The 16,887-nt window shown below is 66.1% G+C and carries 16 protein-coding genes and 1 tRNA gene; 12 read left to right on the top strand and 5 right to left on the bottom strand.

The window, feature by feature from the left end; translation table 11 throughout:
* Positions 1-259: 259 nt before the first annotated feature.
* From ASE61_RS02310 to ASE61_RS26260, 5 genes are all read left to right on the top strand, one after another.
* The gene (locus tag ASE61_RS02310; protein ID WP_061965502.1) at positions 260-868 is read left to right on the top strand and encodes a Maf-like protein; all 609 of its coding nucleotides are present in this window, start codon (positions 260-262) and stop codon (positions 866-868) included.
* Between the two features lie 97 nt (positions 869-965).
* Positions 966-1,787, top strand: coding sequence for an SDR family NAD(P)-dependent oxidoreductase (locus ASE61_RS02305; protein ID WP_061964246.1), 822 nt, complete (start codon positions 966-968; stop codon positions 1,785-1,787).
* A complete protein-coding gene (gene yacG, locus ASE61_RS02300; RefSeq protein ID WP_061964244.1) occupies positions 1,780-1,986 on the top strand; it encodes a DNA gyrase inhibitor YacG in 207 nt (68 codons plus the stop codon). Before ASE61_RS02305 ends, yacG begins: the two co-directional genes overlap by 8 nt.
* Positions 1,987-2,061: 75 nt before the next feature.
* Positions 2,062-3,024, top strand: a complete 963-nt coding sequence (locus tag ASE61_RS26265) for an AMP-binding protein (RefSeq protein ID WP_156406956.1) — start codon at positions 2,062-2,064, stop codon at positions 3,022-3,024.
* Between the two features lie 138 nt (positions 3,025-3,162).
* The gene (locus ASE61_RS26260) at positions 3,163-3,357 is read left to right on the top strand and encodes a hypothetical protein (RefSeq protein ID WP_156406955.1); all 195 of its coding nucleotides are present in this window, start codon (positions 3,163-3,165) and stop codon (positions 3,355-3,357) included.
* Positions 3,358-3,592: 235 nt separating this feature from the next.
* Here ASE61_RS26260 and ASE61_RS02285 read toward each other — a convergent pair.
* Both ASE61_RS02285 and ASE61_RS02280 read right to left on the bottom strand, forming a co-directional pair.
* A tRNA-Phe gene (locus ASE61_RS02285) sits at positions 3,593-3,668 on the bottom strand.
* 409 nt (positions 3,669-4,077) lie between these two features.
* Positions 4,078-4,284 carry a hypothetical protein gene (locus tag ASE61_RS02280; RefSeq protein ID WP_156406954.1) on the bottom strand — a complete coding sequence of 69 codons (207 nt, stop codon included), beginning with the start codon at positions 4,282-4,284 and terminating at the stop codon, positions 4,078-4,080.
* Positions 4,285-4,442: 158 nt separating this feature from the next.
* Between ASE61_RS02280 and ASE61_RS02275 the strand changes: the two genes are divergently transcribed.
* The 3 genes from ASE61_RS02275 to ASE61_RS02265 all read left to right on the top strand — a co-directional run bounded on the left by ASE61_RS02275 (position 4,443) and on the right by ASE61_RS02265 (position 7,239).
* On the top strand, positions 4,443-5,192 hold the full coding sequence (locus ASE61_RS02275) for a FadR/GntR family transcriptional regulator (RefSeq protein ID WP_061964236.1): 750 nt from the start codon (positions 4,443-4,445) through the stop codon (positions 5,190-5,192).
* 7 nt (positions 5,193-5,199) lie between these two features.
* On the top strand, positions 5,200-5,967 hold the full coding sequence (locus tag ASE61_RS02270; protein WP_061965500.1) for an SDR family oxidoreductase: 768 nt from the start codon (positions 5,200-5,202) through the stop codon (positions 5,965-5,967).
* Between the two features lie 72 nt (positions 5,968-6,039).
* Positions 6,040-7,239 carry a mandelate racemase/muconate lactonizing enzyme family protein gene (locus tag ASE61_RS02265; RefSeq protein WP_061964234.1) on the top strand — a complete coding sequence of 400 codons (1,200 nt, stop codon included), beginning with the start codon at positions 6,040-6,042 and terminating at the stop codon, positions 7,237-7,239.
* Between the two features lie 75 nt (positions 7,240-7,314).
* Here ASE61_RS02265 and ASE61_RS02260 read toward each other — a convergent pair whose 3' ends face one another.
* On the bottom strand, positions 7,315-8,649 hold the full coding sequence (locus tag ASE61_RS02260; protein WP_061964231.1) for a dicarboxylate/amino acid:cation symporter: 1,335 nt from the start codon (positions 8,647-8,649) through the stop codon (positions 7,315-7,317).
* A 207-nt stretch (positions 8,650-8,856) separates the two neighbouring features.
* Between ASE61_RS02260 and ASE61_RS02255 the strand changes: the two genes are divergently transcribed.
* Both ASE61_RS02255 and ASE61_RS02250 read left to right on the top strand, forming a co-directional pair.
* Complete coding sequence (locus tag ASE61_RS02255; protein WP_061964230.1) at positions 8,857-10,677, top strand: sensor histidine kinase; 1,821 nt, start codon at positions 8,857-8,859, stop codon at positions 10,675-10,677.
* Complete coding sequence (locus tag ASE61_RS02250) at positions 10,674-12,041, top strand: sigma-54-dependent transcriptional regulator (RefSeq protein WP_061964228.1); 1,368 nt, start codon at positions 10,674-10,676, stop codon at positions 12,039-12,041. The genes ASE61_RS02255 and ASE61_RS02250 overlap by 4 nt, the downstream gene beginning before the upstream one ends.
* 174 nt (positions 12,042-12,215) lie before the next feature.
* On the opposite strand, the gene ASE61_RS02245 is transcribed toward ASE61_RS02250, so the two are convergent.
* Together ASE61_RS02245 and ASE61_RS02240 are read right to left on the bottom strand one after the other, a co-directional pair.
* Positions 12,216-13,409, bottom strand: coding sequence for a mandelate racemase/muconate lactonizing enzyme family protein (locus ASE61_RS02245; RefSeq protein WP_244492691.1), 1,194 nt, complete (start codon positions 13,407-13,409; stop codon positions 12,216-12,218).
* Positions 13,406-14,164 (bottom strand): GntR family transcriptional regulator, encoded by a 759-nt coding sequence (locus ASE61_RS02240; RefSeq protein WP_061964226.1) that lies wholly within the window; start codon positions 14,162-14,164, stop codon positions 13,406-13,408. Before ASE61_RS02240 ends, ASE61_RS02245 begins: the two co-directional genes overlap by 4 nt.
* Before the next feature lie 78 nt (positions 14,165-14,242).
* Here ASE61_RS02240 and ASE61_RS02235 point away from each other — a divergent pair, with 78 nt between their 5' ends.
* Both ASE61_RS02235 and ASE61_RS02230 read left to right on the top strand, forming a co-directional pair.
* Positions 14,243-15,274, top strand: coding sequence for a succinylglutamate desuccinylase/aspartoacylase family protein (locus ASE61_RS02235; protein ID WP_061964225.1), 1,032 nt, complete (start codon positions 14,243-14,245; stop codon positions 15,272-15,274).
* A gap of 57 nt (positions 15,275-15,331) precedes the next feature.
* Positions 15,332-16,870: an ABC transporter substrate-binding protein gene (locus ASE61_RS02230; protein ID WP_061964223.1), complete on the top strand. Its 1,539-nt coding sequence runs from the start codon at positions 15,332-15,334 to the stop codon at positions 16,868-16,870.
* The last annotated feature ends 17 nt before the right edge of the window (positions 16,871-16,887 follow it).

The raw sequence follows: 16,887 nt of genomic DNA, 5'->3' as shown, positions 1-16,887 counted from the left end.
GAGGGGAAGGGAGTCTGCCGTCAAAGGCCCGGCTTGGCAATGCCTAGTATACCAGAGCCGTCGACCGTGACCGCATGGAACCGGCGTGCTCCGTCCGAAACCCGGAAGGCGATGTTCCGGCCGATACCGTCGTGGATGGATTTATCGCCCTGCCGAAATGCTCTAAGGCTTGATCCGCGCCGAAACCCTGCGGCCCGGATTCCTGTCGAGCAGCCTGTTGAGCCTTTTCTCCACTCCCAAACATTCCGGCTGGCGGCCGATGCTGGTTCTCGCGTCGGCGTCGCCGCGCCGCCTCGCGCTGCTGGAACAGGCCGGGCTGAAGCCGGATGCGCTGCTTCCCGCGGATCTCGACGAGACCCCGCTGAAGGGCGAGCGCCCGCGCGATCTCGCCCGCCGGCTGGCGCGTGAGAAGGCGCAGGCCGCGCGTGAGGGCGCGAAGGCCCGCGCCGATCTCGAGGGCTGCTATATCCTCGCCGCCGATACGGTCGTCGCCGTCGGCCGGCGCATCCTGCCCAAGGCCGAGATCGTTGACGAGGCGGCGGCGTGCCTGCGCCTGCTCTCGGGGCGGGCGCATCGCGTCTATACCGGCGTCGCGCTGGTGACGCCCTCAGGCACGGTCCGGGACCGCATCGTCGAGACGCGCCTGCGCTTCAAGCGCCTCTCCAGCGAGGATATCGAGACCTATCTCGCCTCGGGCGAATGGCGCGGCAAGGCCGGCGGCTACGCCGTGCAGGGCATCGCCGGCTCCTTCGTCGTCAAGCTTGTCGGCTCCTATACCGGCGTCGTCGGGCTGCCGCTCTACGAGACGGTCAATCTCCTCGGTGGCGAGGGCTTCCCCATCCGCTTCGGCTGGATGAACGCAGCCTGACACAGCGTCCATGCGGGTTGCCTGAACGCGTCTCGCGGCTGATCCTGCCACCGGGAAACGCGACGCGCTGGAACGCGCCGACAAGAGGGAAGTGGAGATGACGGGACGTCTGAGCGGCAAGGTCGCGATCGTGGCCGGGGCGGGATCGATCGGGCCGGGCTGGGGCAACGGCAAGGCGACGGCGACGACCTTCGCTCGCGAGGGCGCCAAGGTCGTCTGCGCCGATATCAACCGGGATGCAGCCGAGGAGACGGCCGGCATCATCCGCAACGAGGGCGGCGAGGCCTTCGCCATGCAGGCGGATGTCACCAAGGCGGAGCAGGTCGCCGAACTCGTCGCCCATGCGCTTGGCCGCTATGGCCGCATCGACATCCTCGACAACAATGTCGGCATCGCCGAAGTCGGCAGCGTCGTCGATCTCGCGGAGGAGGTCTGGGAGCGCGTCTTCAGGGTCAACCTCACCGGCCCGTTCCTGGCGATGAAGCACGTCATCCCGGTGATGCAGCGCCAGTTCGAGGAGACGGGCGAGGGCGGTTCGATCATCAACATCTCGTCGATCGCCTCGATCCGCCACACTGGCGTCCCTTATGCCAGCTATTCCGCGACCAAGGCGGCGCTGAACCAGCTCACCCGCACGACGGCGGCGCAATACGCCCCGCAGAAGATTCGCGTCAACGCGATCCTGCCCGGCCTGATGAAGACGCCGATGGTCGAGCATTCCGCCGGCCTCGCCGCCGTCTACGGCAAGGGCGATGTCGATGCGATGTGGGCGGCGCGCGCCGCGCAGGTGCCAATGGGGCATATGGGCGAGGCCTGGGACGTGGCGAATGCCGCGCTCTTCCTCGCCAGCGACGAGGCGCGCTATGTCACCGGCATCGAGCTCGTCGTGGATGGAGGAATCACGCTCAAATATGACTGACACCGAAAACGCTCCGCCGGCCGCGAAGCCCTGTCCGATCTGCGGCAAGCCGGCGGTCGCGCGCTTCAAGCCGTTCTGTTCGGCGCGCTGCGCCGATATCGACCTCGGCCGCTGGCTCAAGGGCAGCTACGTGATTCCCGGCGAGCCGGTCGACGAGGCGGAAGAGGGCGCGCCGCAGGAGCGCGAGCGCGAGGACTAGGAACGCGTTGAGCGGGTTACACGCTGGTGGGGTCAGCGCGGCGGCGATCCACCAGCTCCCGAGCGATCCGACATCATGAGCAACAACACTGAACCTCATATCGTCATTGTCGATGCCGGCTTCGGCAGACTGGAAGCTGCGCGCAATCTGGCGCGCGTGCCATCAACACGACCTCCTGATCAGGAGGTAGAGACCCCACCCGCCATATACGAGAGCAATCAAGCCGGGCATGGCGTAGCCGAGCCAATTCATCACGCTGCCCTCGCCAAATGCGAGAGCCTCGCTAATATGCTGGCGGGGGGGACAGGTATGAAACCGTGGCAGAAGATTGCACTCTGCGGCTTTACTGCCGCCGTTATGGTCCTGCTGGTTTTTGCGATTTATAAAGCAGGCTTGGCGTGCGCCAACGTTAATAAGCGCGCGGCGCTGAAGATTGTCGATGCCAATGGCTGCATCGAATTCTGGCTCAATCGCTATCAAACCCTGGTTGCGGCCGGGGTTTCGGTAGTTGTAGCTATTTTTATTGTGATGACGGCTATTCGGCAGATGCGTGATGTTTCTTTCCAAACGGCGCTTGCCCATCGGACACAATTAGCCGCTGATATCCAAGCTGGCCTGGGCGTCATGGGAGCCGCGAAGCAGTTGCAAGCCTGCATTAGTCGCTTCGAGGCCATTTATCAGAGAGTGGACTACCGAGCGCTGACCGATGCAGAACAGGATTTCGGCGGGCAATTCTTTAACGACCAAAACACGCTTCGGAATGGTTTTGCCTATTCCGGGCAATTTCCCGATGAAGATCACAGGCCGCTGACGAACGCACGTCGAAATCACGCCGAGGCGATTAGAGACCTAGAGTACTCGATTATGATCAACATACCGAGCGGAACTCCGCCTGACGCCAGCGCGCGGCCGCTGCAGCAAGCTTTCGAAGAAGCGCTCAAATGGAATGAGAAAGTTAGAGAATTTCAATCGAGAGAGCTTGATGATCTGTTCGCTGCAAAATCCAAAATTGATTCGATGATTCAGGCCACATCTTAGCTCCTTCATGATATCGGCCATCACGCCGCCCCTCATCAAGCAGCGCGGCATCCGCGACATGGCGCCAGCCGGTGATCTTCTCCCCTCCTCCCAGTAAAAGTCGCTGACGACATAGGCGCCGGTGGTCGGGAAATCGGCTTGCGGGACGAGCGCATCGAGATCAAAGCCCTTCGACATGGCGAACACCGGCGTGACGCGCTCCCCGCGCTCTCGCCGCTTGAAATAGCCGCGCTCATCGACCGCGAGCCGATAGCGCCGGCCGACGTTCTCGCGCGAGTTCCGCAAGCTCGCGACGAAGTCGGGCTGGCCGAAGGGCGTCTGGAACATGGATAGCCGGGCCGGGGCAGTGTCCGAGGCGTTCGAAGCTGGCGCAGAACCGGCCGACGTCATGAAGGCTGCTACCCAAACGCAGATGTCTGCGACGATGGGCTACAACCGCGCCGCCGTCGTTCAGTCGAGCAGCGTTGCCGAGCTCAGAACCGCGAAGCGGAACGCCGCCAGAACAGACGGCGGTAACAACGGTTCATAAAACCGTTGAAATCCTGACACCTAAAGCCTTGAAAAGGAATGGTGCCCAGGGACGGAGTCGAACCGCCGACACTGCGATTTTCAGTCGCATGCTCTACCAACTGAGCTACCTGGGCGAACCGGGAGCGGCGCGGGGCCGTCCGTGTTGGTGGGGGCGATATAGAGGCAGGCGCTCGGCCTGTCCAGTCACTTCAGCCGGCTTTCTTCACCGCGGCCGCCAACGGGCTTCCGGCCTGTGGATCGGATCGATGCAATCCGGTGCCGCCTGGCGGCGGATGCGATCCAGGAAGGCGCCGCTGCTTCCGGGATCGGCTGCGGCCGAGCACCGTAGCGAGGCCATCGATGGCGGCAGGCGCCGCGCGGGCCTGCCCGATTCTCCGGTCGCGTCATGGCCCCATGACGCGACCGGGCGAAGCCGATGACATGGCTCATGACCTGGAACGAAGCTTCGTCCAGCTCGCAGGATTCGCGCCTCCAGCCGGTGGCGGTCAACTCGGGCTGGCCCCGGCGACCGTGAGCGACCGGTCAGTCTTCCGAATCCTGGGCGATCGGCGTTTCGGCGGGGCGGAAATGCTTGCCGTTGATGACGCGGACCAGGGTCCGCACGAGGGCGCTGACGACGATGACCAGCGGCAACGCGATCACGGCGTTGCCCTCCAGCGCCAGCCAGATCGCGAGGCCGCAGCTCACGACGATCCCGAGGACGAGCAGGGGCTTCATCTGGATGAGCATGGTCCCAATGCGGGAATCGGGCAAGTTTTGCCCGCAAACGAGGTTCATCGCCGGCTTCGATCGATAAGCCGACATGACGTTCGGAACCTGCGAAACGCAGAAGTATGGTTGTCAGACAACTGATAACATGACAATGCTGCGCTCAGCAGGAAACCGCCATGCAGCTGTCGTCCATCGGATCCAGGCCCAATCTCGCGAGCGATGCCGCCACCGCGCTGGCGACGTCGATCCGCTCGGGCGCCTTGCAGCCCGGCGCGCGTTTGCCTTCCGAGACCGAGCTCGCCCGCCAGCTTGGCGTCAGCCGGCCGGTGGTGCGCGAGGCCATCGCCTATCTGAAGGCCGACGGCATCGTTGAAACCCGCCGGGGGCTCGGGCTCTTCGTCAACCAGCAGGATTCCCTGCGCCTGCGGCGTGCGGAGATCGCGGCTTCCGAGCAGTCGATCCTGCAATTCCTGGAGTTCCGCCTCGGGCTGGAAGTGGAGGCGGCGCAATTGGCCTCGCTGCGCCATACGCCTGAGAATCTTGAGCACATGGGCGCTGCCGAGGCCGCGCTGAATGCTGCCGACGATGCGGGGGAGGACAGCTCCGCCCATGACCTGGCGCTCCATCTCGCCATTGCCACGGCCGCGCATAACCCGCTCTTCCTGACTGTGCTCCAGTTCGTCTCGAGCCCGCTGCTGAACTCGATCCGCAGCATGCGCGACAAGGATCGCGGCGAGGAGGCCAACGTCGCGATCCGCCGCGCCGATCATGCTGCGATCCTCGACCGCATCCGCGCCAGGGACCCGGCCGGGGCCGGCGAGGCGATGCGCAAGCATATCGGCGAATCCTATCGCCGTTACGCAGCCCAGCTCGCCGCGGGCGGCCCGATGCCGGCCCACCCGGCGCTCCAGACCAAAGCGAAATAGGACCTCCATCGTGACCTCACCTTTCGATCTCTCGGGGCGCACCGCGCTCGTGACCGGTTCCTCGCGCGGGCTCGGCCGTGCCATGGCCGAAGGGCTCGCGGCAGCCGGCGCGAGCATCATCCTCAACGGTGCCGATGCTGGTCGTCTGGCGGAGGCGGTGGCGGCGATGAACGCGGCCGGGCACAAGGCCCGCGGCTTGAATTTCGACGTCACCGACGAGCAGGCGGTCGTGGCCGCCTTCGCCGCGCTCGATGCCGAGGGCATTGCGGTCGACATCCTCGTCAACAATGCCGGCATCCAGTTCCGCAAGCCGATGCTGGAGCTGGAGACGGCAGACTGGCGCCGCGTGCTCGACACCAACCTGACCAGCGCCTTTGTCGTCGGCCGCGAGGCCGCCCGCCGGATGGCGAAGCGCGGCCATGGCAAGGTCATCAATATCGGCTCGCTGACCAGCGAGCTCGCCCGCGCCACGGTCGCGCCCTACACGGTGGCGAAGGGCGGCATCAAGATGCTGACCAAGGCCATGGCGGCCGAATGGGGCGAGCTCGGCATCCAGGCCAATGCGATCGGCCCCGGCTACATGATCACCGACATGAACCAGGCTCTGATCGACAACCCGACCTTCGACGCCTGGGTGAAGGGTCGCACCCCGGCACGCCGCTGGGGCCGCCCGGACGAGCTTGCCGGCACCTGCGTCTACCTGGCCTCCTCGGCCGCCGATTATGTCAGCGGCCAGATCATCTATGTCGACGGCGGCATGATCTCGGTGCTGTGAGCCTCCAATAGCCAACAAGCGGCGAGGGGCCTTGGCGCCCGCTCCCGAAAAGATCCAACAGGACGGAACGCCATGAAGATCACCGCCATCGAAACCCTGTGCGCCGAGGAATTCGGCAATGTGCTCTGGGTCCGCGTGCACACCGATTCCGGCCATGTCGGCCTGGGCGAGACCTTCTACGGTGCCCGCTCGGTCGAGGCGCATATCCACGACACGCTGGCCGGGCGCCTGCTCGGCAAGAACCCGCTGCATATCGAGGCGTTGCATCGCGAGATGACCAACCTGCCGATGGCGCAGTCCTCGACCGGCGCGGAATCCCGTGCGACCTCGGCGATCGACATCGCGCTCTGGGACCATTTCGGCAAGGTCTGCGGCCAGCCGGTGCATCAGATGCTCGGCGGGCTCTGCCGCGACAAGCAGCGCATCTACAACACCTGCGCCGGCACCCGCTATGTCCGCTCCGCCAACATCAAGCCGGTCTCGAACTGGAGCCTGGGCGACGAGGCCAGCCCCTATGAGGATCTCGACGGCTTCATGAACCGCGCCGATGTCCTTGCCGAAAGCCTGCTGGAGCAGGGCATCACGGCCATGAAGATCTGGCCCTTCGACCCCGCCGCGATCGAGAACCACGGCCTCCACATCACCGCCGAGCAGATGAAGAAGGCGGTCGAGCCCTTTGAAAAGATTCGCAAGGCGGTCGGCGACAAGATGGAGATCATGGTCGAGTTCCACTCGCTCTGGAACCTGCCGACCGCCAAGCAGATCGCCCGCGTGCTGGAGCCCTACAAGCCGACCTGGTACGAGGATCCGATCCGGATGAACTCGCCGCAGGCGCTGGCGGAATACGCCCGCTCGACCGATGTCTGGGTCTGCGCCAGCGAGACGCTGGGTTCGCGCTGGCCCTACAAGGACATGCTGGAGCGCGACGCCGCCCATGTCGTGATGGTCGACCTGTGCTGGACCGGCGGCCTGACCGAGGGCCGCAAGATCGCGGCGCTGGCCGAGACCTGGCACCGCCCCTTCGCGCCGCATGACTGCATCGGTCCGGTCGGCTTCGTCGCGGCGGTCCACACCTCCTTCAGCCAGCCGAACACGCTGATCCAGGAATCGGTGCGCGCCTTCTATCGCGGCTGGTATCTGGAGCTGGTCACCGAGATGCCGCGCATCGAGAACGGCTATGTCTATCCGATGGAAGCGCCCGGCCTCGGCGTCGACCTGCTGCCGGCCGTCTACGAGCGCTCCGATCTGACCGTGCGCCGCTCGACGCTCTGAGAGCGCAGCGTTCGGAAACAAAAAAGCCGCCGCCGGGATGCCGGCGGCGGCTTTCGTCTTTTTAGCGGGCCCGGCTTACTCGGCCGGAGCCATCAGCGGCTCGTCGAGGAAATCGGGCAGCTTGCCGGCAAGCGCCGCCTTCAGGCGGTTCTCGTCGAGTTCGCCTTCCCAGCGCGCCACCACGACCGTGGCGACGGCATTGCCGATGAAGTTGGTCACCGCGCGGCATTCCGACATGAAGCGGTCGATGCCGAGGATCAGCGCCATGCCGGCGACCGGCACGGCCGGAACGACGGAGAGCGTCGCCGCGAGCGTGATGAAGCCGGCGCCGGTGATGCCGGCCGCGCCCTTCGAGGAGAGCATCGCGACGAGCAGCAGCAGGATCTGGTCGCCGAGCGGCAGATGGATGTCCATGGCCTGGGCGATGAACAGCGCCGCCAGCGTCATGTAGATATTGGTGCCGTCGAGATTGAAGGAATAACCGGTCGGGATGACCAGGCCGACGACCGAGCGCTTGCAGCCGGCCGCTTCCATCTTCTCCATCAGGCTCGGCAGGGCCGCTTCCGAGGAGGAGGTGCCGACGACGAGGAGAATCTCGTCCTTGATGTAGCGGATCAGCGCCAGGATCGAGAAGCCGTTATAGCGCGCGACGATGCCGAGCACGCCGAGCACGAAGACCGCCGCCGTGATGTAGAAGGTCAGGATCAGGAAGGCGAGATTGGCGACCGAGCCGATGCCGTAGCGGCCGATGGTGAAGGCCATCGCGCCGAAGGCGCCGATCGGGGCGGCCTTCATCAGGATCGCCACCAGCTTGAAGATCGGCGTCGAGAGTGCCTGCAGGAAGTCGAGCACGGGCTTGCCGCGCTCGCCGACCATCGCCAGGGCCAGACCGAACAGCACCGAGAAGAACAGCACCTGCAGGATGTCGCCCGAGGCGAAGGCGCCGACGATCGTGTCCGGGATGATGTTCTGCAGGAAGCCGACGACGCTCGCGTCATGCGCCTTGGCGGCATAGCCCTGGACGGCCTTGGCATCGAGGCTGGCCGGGCTGATATGCAGGCCGGCGCCGGGCTGGACCACGTTGCCGATGATCAGGCCGACGATCAGCGCCAGCGTCGAGAAGCAGAGGAAATAGATCATCGCCTTGCCGGCGACGCGCCCGACCTTCTTCATGTCGGTCATCCCGGCGATGCCGGTCGAGACCGTCAGGAAGATCACCGGCGCGATGATCATCTTCACCAGCTTGATGAAGGAGTCGCCGAGCGGCTTCATCGCCGTGCCCTGGTCCGGCCAGAAATGGCCGAGCAGGATGCCCGCCGCGATGGCGAACAGCACCTGCACATAGAGATGCTGATAGAATTTTCTGGGATGCGCCGGATGAGCGGGCGCGATGTCGATCGGGGTCGCCATGTTCTGCTCCTTGGGTCGGCGGTCGTCTTGGTTTTGTTCGAAACCGCTGCCCCTCTTTCGCAACCCACGTGCCAACCAGACCGTTTTCCGGAAATCCAAATAAACCAATGAGTTGCGGTTCATTTCGGAATCGTTTTGCGAGCGTTGCGGGCGGAATTCCGCACCCCGCCTCTTGATTTGTGCGGGATTCCGCACAACGACAGATGGATGAGCCGTTCCGGGCGCGATCCGTGGAAGAGTGCCGCGACGCTGCGCTGGCTGGTCTTCGGGCTGGTCGTCGCGGGGCTCGCGGTCGCCTCGCTTTTCACCGCCGGTGAGATCGGCCGCAGCCGCGCCATCGCCGCGACGGAGAGCCGGGCGACGGATGGCGGCACGCTGGCGCTTGCGATCCTGCGTGGCGAGCTGGAGAAGCAGCGCGCCCTGCCGGTGATCCTCGCCCGCGACCCCGATGTGCGGCAGGCCCTGACCGGCGGCAGCCGCCATGGGCTCGACCTCAAGCTGGAGGCGATCGCGAAGGAGGCCCGGGCAGCGGTGATCTATCTGCTCGGCCCGGACGGTGTCGCGATCGCGGCCAGCAACTGGAACGAGCCGACGAGCTTCGTCGGCAACGACTACAGCTTTCGCGATTATTTCAGGGGCGCGGTCGCGAATGGAGCGGCCGAGCAGTTCGCGCTCGGCACCGTCAGCCAGCGCCCCGGCCTCTATGTCACCCGGCGGATCGAGGAGGGCGGCCGCAGCCTCGGCGTCATCGTCGTCAAGGCCGAGTTCGATCGCGTCGAGGCCGATTGGCGCGCGCTCGGCGGCCAGACCTATGTCGTCGACAAGCGCGGCGTCGTGCTGCTCTCGACGGTCGAGGACTGGCGTTTCGGGGTCGAAGCGCCACTCGATCCGGCGACCGCGGCGGCGATCCGGGATTCGCTACAGTTCGGCACCGCGCCGCTGACCTTGCTGCCCCTGCAGGAGCGCGGCGATCTCGTTCAGGGCGCCGGCGCCTTCGCCGGCCGCTATGTCCGCATGCGCCAGCCCGTCGCGACGACGGATTGGCTGCTCGAGGTGCTTCAGCCCGTCGATGCGGCGATCACCGGCGGGCGGGCGCAATCGCAGGCGCTGGTCGCGCTCCTGCTGATGCCGGGGGCGGCGCTGGCCGGTTTCGCCCTCTATCGCCGCCAGCGCAACCTCGCCCGGCAGGAGGCCGATGCCCGCTCCAAAGCCGAGCTGGAGGACCGCGTCGCCGAACGCACGGCCGAGCTCGCCGGTGCGAACGAGCGCCTCATGGCCGAGATGGCGAAGCGCGCCCGCGCGCAGGAGCGCCTCTCCAATCTCCGCGAGGAGCTGGCCAAGGCGAACCGCCTCGCGACGCTCGGCCAGATCACGGCCGGTGTCGCCCATGAGGTCAACCAGCCGCTGGCGGCATTGCGTACCTATGCCGAGAACGCGCGCAGCTTCCTCAAGCGCGCCGAGCCGGCGGATGCCGACGGCGCACTGATCCGCATCGTCTCGCTGACGGACCGGATCGGCGCGATCACCGAGGCACTGCGCGGTTTCGCCCGGCGCGGCAAGGAACCGCTCGCCCCGGTCCCGATCGGCACGATCATCGACGGTGCTTTGACCCTGCTCGAAGGCCCTCTGCGCCAGGCCGGCGTGACGCCGCACGTCATCGCTCCGCCGGAGCCGGTCCACGTCATCGCCCGCCCGATCGAACTCGAACAGGTTTTCGTCAATCTGCTGCGCAATGCGATCGAGGCCCTGATGGAAGGTGGGCAGGGCGGCGAGCCCGCGCTGGCGATTGCCGTCACTCCACACGACGACCGGGTCGAGATTGCAATCACCGATCGCGGCCCCGGCCTGTCGGAGCAGGCTCTGGCGCAGCTCTTCACGCCGTTCAGCACCTCCAAGCCCAAGGGGCTCGGCCTCGGGCTGGTGATCTCGCAGGACATGATCGTCTCCTTCGGCGGCACCTTGACCGCGACAAGCGCTCCCGGCGCCGGCGCCAGCTTCGTCATCAATCTCGAAAGGGCGGCGGCATGAGCGATTCCGCAGGCTCCATCGCCGCGATCGAGGTCTCCTTCGTCGACGACGATCCCGACCTGCGCGACGCCAATGTCCAGGCCTTGGGCCTCGCCGGGTTCCGGGCGGTGGCGCTGCCGTCCGGGGAGGCGGCGCTGGAGCGGATCGGGCCGGATTACGCGGGCATCGTCGTCACGGACATCCGCATGCCCGGCATGGACGGGATCGAACTGTTCCGGCGCTTGCGGGCGCTCGATCCCGATATCCCGGTGATCATGATCTCTGGCCATGCCGATATCGCCACTGCCGTCGGCGCGATGAGCGAGGGCGCCTATGACTTCATCGCCAAGCCCTATGCCGGAGAGCGCCTCGTCGAGACGCTCCGGCGCGCCGCCGAGAAGCGGGCGCTCGTCCTCGAGAACCGGCGTTTGCGGGCGCTGGCCGAGCAGGGCGAGGAGGAAACCGCGCTGATCGGCGAGACCGCCGCGATCACCCGCCTGCGCCAGACCATCCGCGAGCTCGCCGATGTCGATGTCGACGTGCTCGTGCTCGGCGAGACCGGCACCGGCAAGGAGGTCGTCGCCAGCCTGCTGCATCGGCTTGGGCGCCGGCGGGAAAAACCTTTCGTTGCTCTGAACTGCGGTGCGCTGCCCGACAGCGTCATCGAGAGCGAGCTGTTCGGCTACGAGCCCGGCGCCTTCACCGGCGCGCAGAAAAAGCGGATCGGCCGCATCGAGCATTCGAGCGGCGGCACGCTCTTCCTCGACGAGCTGGAGAGCATGCCGCCCTCGGCGCAGGTCAAGCTGCTGCGGGTACTGGAGATGCGCGAGATCGCGCCCTTGGGCTCGAACGACCTGCGCCGTGTCGATCTCCGCGTCGTGGCCGCGACCAAGGCCGATCTCGGAGACCCCGCCCAGCGCCGCGATTTTCGCGAGGACCTCTATTACCGGCTGAACGTGGTGACGCTGCGTATCCCGCCTTTGCGCGAGCGCCGCCGCGACATTCCGTTGCTCTTCACCCGCTTCCTGGCTCGTGCGGCCGAGAAATACCGCCGGCCGGTGCCGGCGCTGGATCGCGCGGTCGAGCGCCATCTGGTCGAGAACGATTGGCCCGGCAATGTCCGCGAGCTCGTCCATTTCGCCGAGCGTGTCGCGCTTGGCCTCTCCAGCGATCTGCCGGCGCAATCAGCCCGCCCTGACGTTCCGGTCGCGAGCCTGCCGGATCGCCTCAATGCGATCGAGGCGAACCTGATCCGCGAGGCGCTGGAGGCCAATCGCGGCGATGTCCGCGCGACGCTGGAGATGCTCGGTATCCCCCGCAAGACTTTCTATGACAAGCTCGCGCGGCACGGCATCGATCGGGCGGCTTACGCGATAACGGAGTGAATTGGTCGCAATAACCTGCCGACTATTCTCGGAAACACGCGGGTCATCCCGGGCTTGACCCGGGATCCATTCCGGAACGCTTCCGATTGAGGTTCAGGCATGGATCCCGGATCTTCGCTTCGCTGCGTCCGGGATGACTCGCGCCTTCTTACAAGACGGCCAGTTCTCGGGACGTCAGGCGAACAGCGCCTGCGGGTCGGGCGTATACCGCCCGAGCTTGTCGCGATCGATCGTGACGCCGAGCCCCGGCAGGTCCGGGATCGTCAGCCAGCCCTCGGCATCGAGTGCGAAGGGCTTGGCCAGGATACCGTCGACATAGGGGCTGCCGCCGATGAACTCGACGAGATCGGCATCCGGGAAGGCCGCAGCCATCTGCAGGTCCGCGGCGAGGCCGAGCGCCGTGTTCCAGCCATGGCCGACATATTTGATGCCGAGATCATAGGCCATCCAGGCGATGCGGCGCTGCTCGGAGATGCCGCCGACCTTGGTGACGTCGGGCTGGACGATGTCGAGCGCGCCGGTCGTCAGCCAGGGAATGAAGCTCTGGCGACGGGTCAGGACCTCGCAGCCGGCGATCGGCACGGGCGAGGAGCGGCGCAATTCGCGGTAATCGTCGATGGCGTCGGGCCTGACCGGCTCCTCGAACCAGCCGACCTCGTAATCGGCCAGCATCTCGGCCGTGCGCTTGGCCCATTTCAGCCCATGCGGCCAGAGCGCGTCGCTGGCGCCGGCATCGACGAAGAGCTTCGAGCGCTCGCCCGCCGCCTCGCGCGCCGCGCGGACGATCGCCTCGTCGAGCTTGACGTCGAGCGCCCGGCCGAACGGCCCCCAGCCGATCTTGAAGGCGCTGAAACCCTTGTCGCGATAACCAGCGACGACATCCTTCATCGCCGCCGGCTCTTCCATCAGCAGCGAGCAATAGGGCTGCACGCGCTCGCGGTAGCGCCCGCCGAGCAGGCGCCCGACGCTGAGCCCCGTCGCCTGGCCGAGAATGTCCCACATCGCGATGTCGATACCGCTGATCGTATGGGTCAGTGTGCCGCCGCGCCCCATCCAGAAGGTGTTCTGGTGCAGCTTCTCGCTGACGAAATCGGGCGAGAGCGCATCGGCGCCGAGGAAGAGCGGCTCCAGCACCTTCAGGCCTGCCTGAACGAGCCGGCCATCGGTGAAGACGCTGCCATAGCCGATCAGGCCCTGGTCGGTATGCACCGCGATCAGCGCATGGATCGAATCCTCCGGCCGGATCTCCGCCGACCAGCCGCCCTTGGGGCTCTCGCCGAAGAGGGGAGCAGCCTCGATCCGGGTGATGCGGAAGGGCGGCAACCCCGCCCGGCTTGCTGCGCGCGTCTGGATCGGCTGGTCGTTCACGGCAAATCCCTTTCGCTGCGGCGCTGGGCGACGATGGTCTCGTAATCCATCGCGTGGTTCATGACGGTGATGTGCTCGTCGAGCGTGCGGGTGATCACCGCGATATCGCCGGCCTCGAAGGCGGCGAGCAGGTCGACATGTTCCTCGACCACGCCGGCCATCGGCTTGCCGAAGGTGGCGAGGCCGAAGATGATCGTGCATTGCGGGGCCAGCGTCTCCCACAGGTCGAAGGTGACGCTGTTGCCGCCGAGCCGGCAGAGCGCACGGTGGAAGTTGGTATCGGCGACCGCGACGCCATAGGCGCTGCTGCGCGCTGCCATCAATTCCATCTCGGCGACGGCGCGGCGCAACTCGTCGAGATGATGGCCGCGGTTGCGACCGGCCGCGACGGCGCGCACCACCGCGCTGGCTTCGAGCGCAATGCGCGCCTCGATCAGGTCCGAGACGCGCTCGTTCGTCACCGGGCGGAGCCGAATGCCCTTGTAAGGCTCGCTGATCACGACGCCCTGGCTCTCGAGCAGGCGCAAAGCCTCGCGCACCGGCACGCGGCTGACCCCGAGCTTGCGGGCCAGATCGACCTCGACGATCCGGTCGCCCGGCAGGATCAGCCCGGCGGCGGCCCCGGCGATGATCGCCTCGATCGCATGGTCGACGAGCGTCTGCGGCTGCAGCGGCTGCCAATCGAGGGCGGCGCTTTTCGCTCGCTCCGATGTCGCTGTTTCGGCTGCCCGCACTTGTCCGCCCGTATCCGTCATCCGGCTCTCTGCCTCTCGCTTGACAGGTCGTATGATCGTATACAATCATACGAAACGCAAGAGCGAGAGGGGTTCGCCATGGCGTCCGAAAGCCGGGTTCGTTGCGAGATTGATTTCGAGGTATCCGGGCGGCAGGCCGGTTATCTGCGGGCGCCGCTGTCGCGCAATACGTCCGGCTGGGGCGTCGTCGAAATCCCCGTGATCAGCGTGAAGAATGGCTCCGGCCCGACGATCCTGCTCACCGGTGGCGTCCATGGCGACGAGTACGAGGGTCAGATCGCTGTCTCGCGCCTCGCCCGCAGCCTCGATCCGGCGAAGGTGCAGGGGCGAGTCATCATGATCCCGGCGCTCAACATGCCTGCCGTCTTGAACGATACGCGCCTCTCGCCGGTCGACAACCGCGACATGAATCGCTGCTTCCCCGGCAATCCGCGCGGTACATTCTCGGAGATGCTGGCGCATTTCGTCGATACCGTCGTGCTGCCGCTGGTCGATGTCTCCGTCGATCTCCACACAGCCGGCCATTCCGGCGACTCGGCGCTCTCGACCAACATGCACTACGTCGCCGACGCCAAATTGCGCGAGCGCACCATGGCAGCCGCAGCGGCCTTCGGCGCGCCCTACAATGTCGTGTTCTGGGGCGTCGATGAGGGCGCGACGCTGACCTCATCGGTCGAGCGGCGCGGCATCCTCTCGCTCGGCACCGAGCTCGGCGGCTGGGGCCGGGTCAATGTCGAGGGTGTGCGCATCGCCGACCGGGCGCTGACCAACATCCTCAAGCATTTCGGCCTGATGGACGGCAAACCCGACACGACGCAGCGCGACGGTTCGCCCGGCACCCGCCACATGATGGTGCGCGATGCCGCCGGCTATTCCTTCGCGCCGGCCGGCGGTTTGTTCGAACCGCGCAATGTCGTCGGCGATATCTGCCGCGCCGGCGATCTCGCGGGCTACCTGCATTTCATCGAGGACATCGACCGCGACCCGCTGGAGGTGCGCTACCGCCGCGACGGCGTGCTCTGGATGTCCGCCGGCCCGGGCCGGGTGCAGCGCGGCGATGCGGTTGCCGTCCTGATGGAGGATTACGACGCGGTGCGCGCCGCCGCCTGACCAAACTTACGCCTGAACCACCACGTGCCTGACCATCAATCCTGAGGGGACAAGAACATGGCAAAGCACATCATCGTCGGCGCCGCTCTCGCGACGGCGCTCATGCTCGGAGGGGCACAAGGCGCGCTGGCCCAGCGCAAGGGCGGCGACGTCGTCATCGGCATCAGCCAGGCACCGCCTTCGCTCGATGCGCAGATCACCTCGGCGCAGGCCTCGCGCAACGTCACGCTCCATATCTTCGAGACGCTCTATGCCCGCGACGAGAACGCCAAGCCGGTGCCGGAGCTGGCCGAGGGCGTGACGGTCTCGCCGGATGGCAAAACCTATGTCTTCCCGATCCGTAAGGACGTGTCCTTCCATAACGGCAAGAAGCTCGATGCCGCCGATGTCGTCGCCTCGCTGGAGCGCTATCGCAAGGTCGGCGCCTCGCCGGCGCTGGTCGCCGCGATCGACACGATCAAGGCGAGCGGCGAGCACGAGGTCACGGTCACGCTGAAGCAGGCGCAATCGACCTTCCTCGACAATCTCTCCTCGCCGCGCGCGCCGATCGCGATCTATCCCGCGAGCGAGGCGGCCAAGGAAGCCGGCAAGATCGAGATCATCGGCACGGGTCCGTACAAGTTCGTCGAGTACAAGCCGGACAGCCATGTCAAGCTGACGCGCTATGACGGCTATGCGCCCAATCCAAAGGGCACCGGCCGCGACGGCTTCGCCGGCAAGAAGGAAGCCTTCCTCGATACCGTCACCTTCCGCTTCATGCCGGAAGGCGGCGCCCGCACCGCGGCGCTCGAAGCCGGCCAGATCCAGTTCAACGAGACGGTCGACGGCCCGACCGCGAAGCGGCTCGGCACCGACAACCGCTTCACCATCCACAAGATGGTGCCGTTCGGCCTGCAGGTGATCAAGTTCAACCAGGCGCAGGCACCCGCCAATGACGTGAACTTCCGGCTGGCTGTCCAGGCGGCGCTCGACATGGAGGAGATCATGGCGATCTCCTATGCCGATATCTACCAGATGGACCCGAGCTGGCTCTATCCGGGCTCCGCCTTCCATTCGACTGTCGGCAGCGACAAGTACAACAAGAACGACGTCAAGCTCGCCAAGGAGCTTCTCGCCAAGTCGTCCTACAAGGGCGGCAAGGTCACCTTCATCACCGACAATCTGCGCCCCAATGTCGACACCGCGACGCTGGTCCAGCAGAAGCTGAAGGAGATCGGCGTCGAGGTGGATATCTCCGTCGCCGACTGGCCGACCGTCTCGAAGATCGGCTTCACGCCGACGGGCTGGACCTTCTGGACGCACGGTTTCGGCATCGAGCCCTATGAAGGCCCGGGCTCGGTGATGGCGCCCTGGGTCAACGGCCTCTCGCAGCAGGCGAAGGACCCCGAGATCGACCGCATCGCCGCCGCTTTCAACGCCGAGATGGACGAGGGCAAGCGCAAGGCGCTCTACGACGCCTTCCAGAAGCACATGTACGACGCGGCAGTCGCGATGAAGGCCGGCAATTACGGGATCTTCCAGGCCTCCACGTCCAAGCTCAAGAACTTCAAGCCCTATCGCATCCCGCGCATGTGGGGCGTCTGGCTGGAGCCCTGAGCGCATGCGAGGTCGAT

Source organism: Allobosea sp. Root670 (assembly GCF_001429415.1).
GTDB lineage: Bacteria > Pseudomonadota > Alphaproteobacteria > Rhizobiales > Beijerinckiaceae > Allobosea > Allobosea robiniae.
This window is presented reverse-complemented; position numbering and strand designations above follow the sequence as displayed.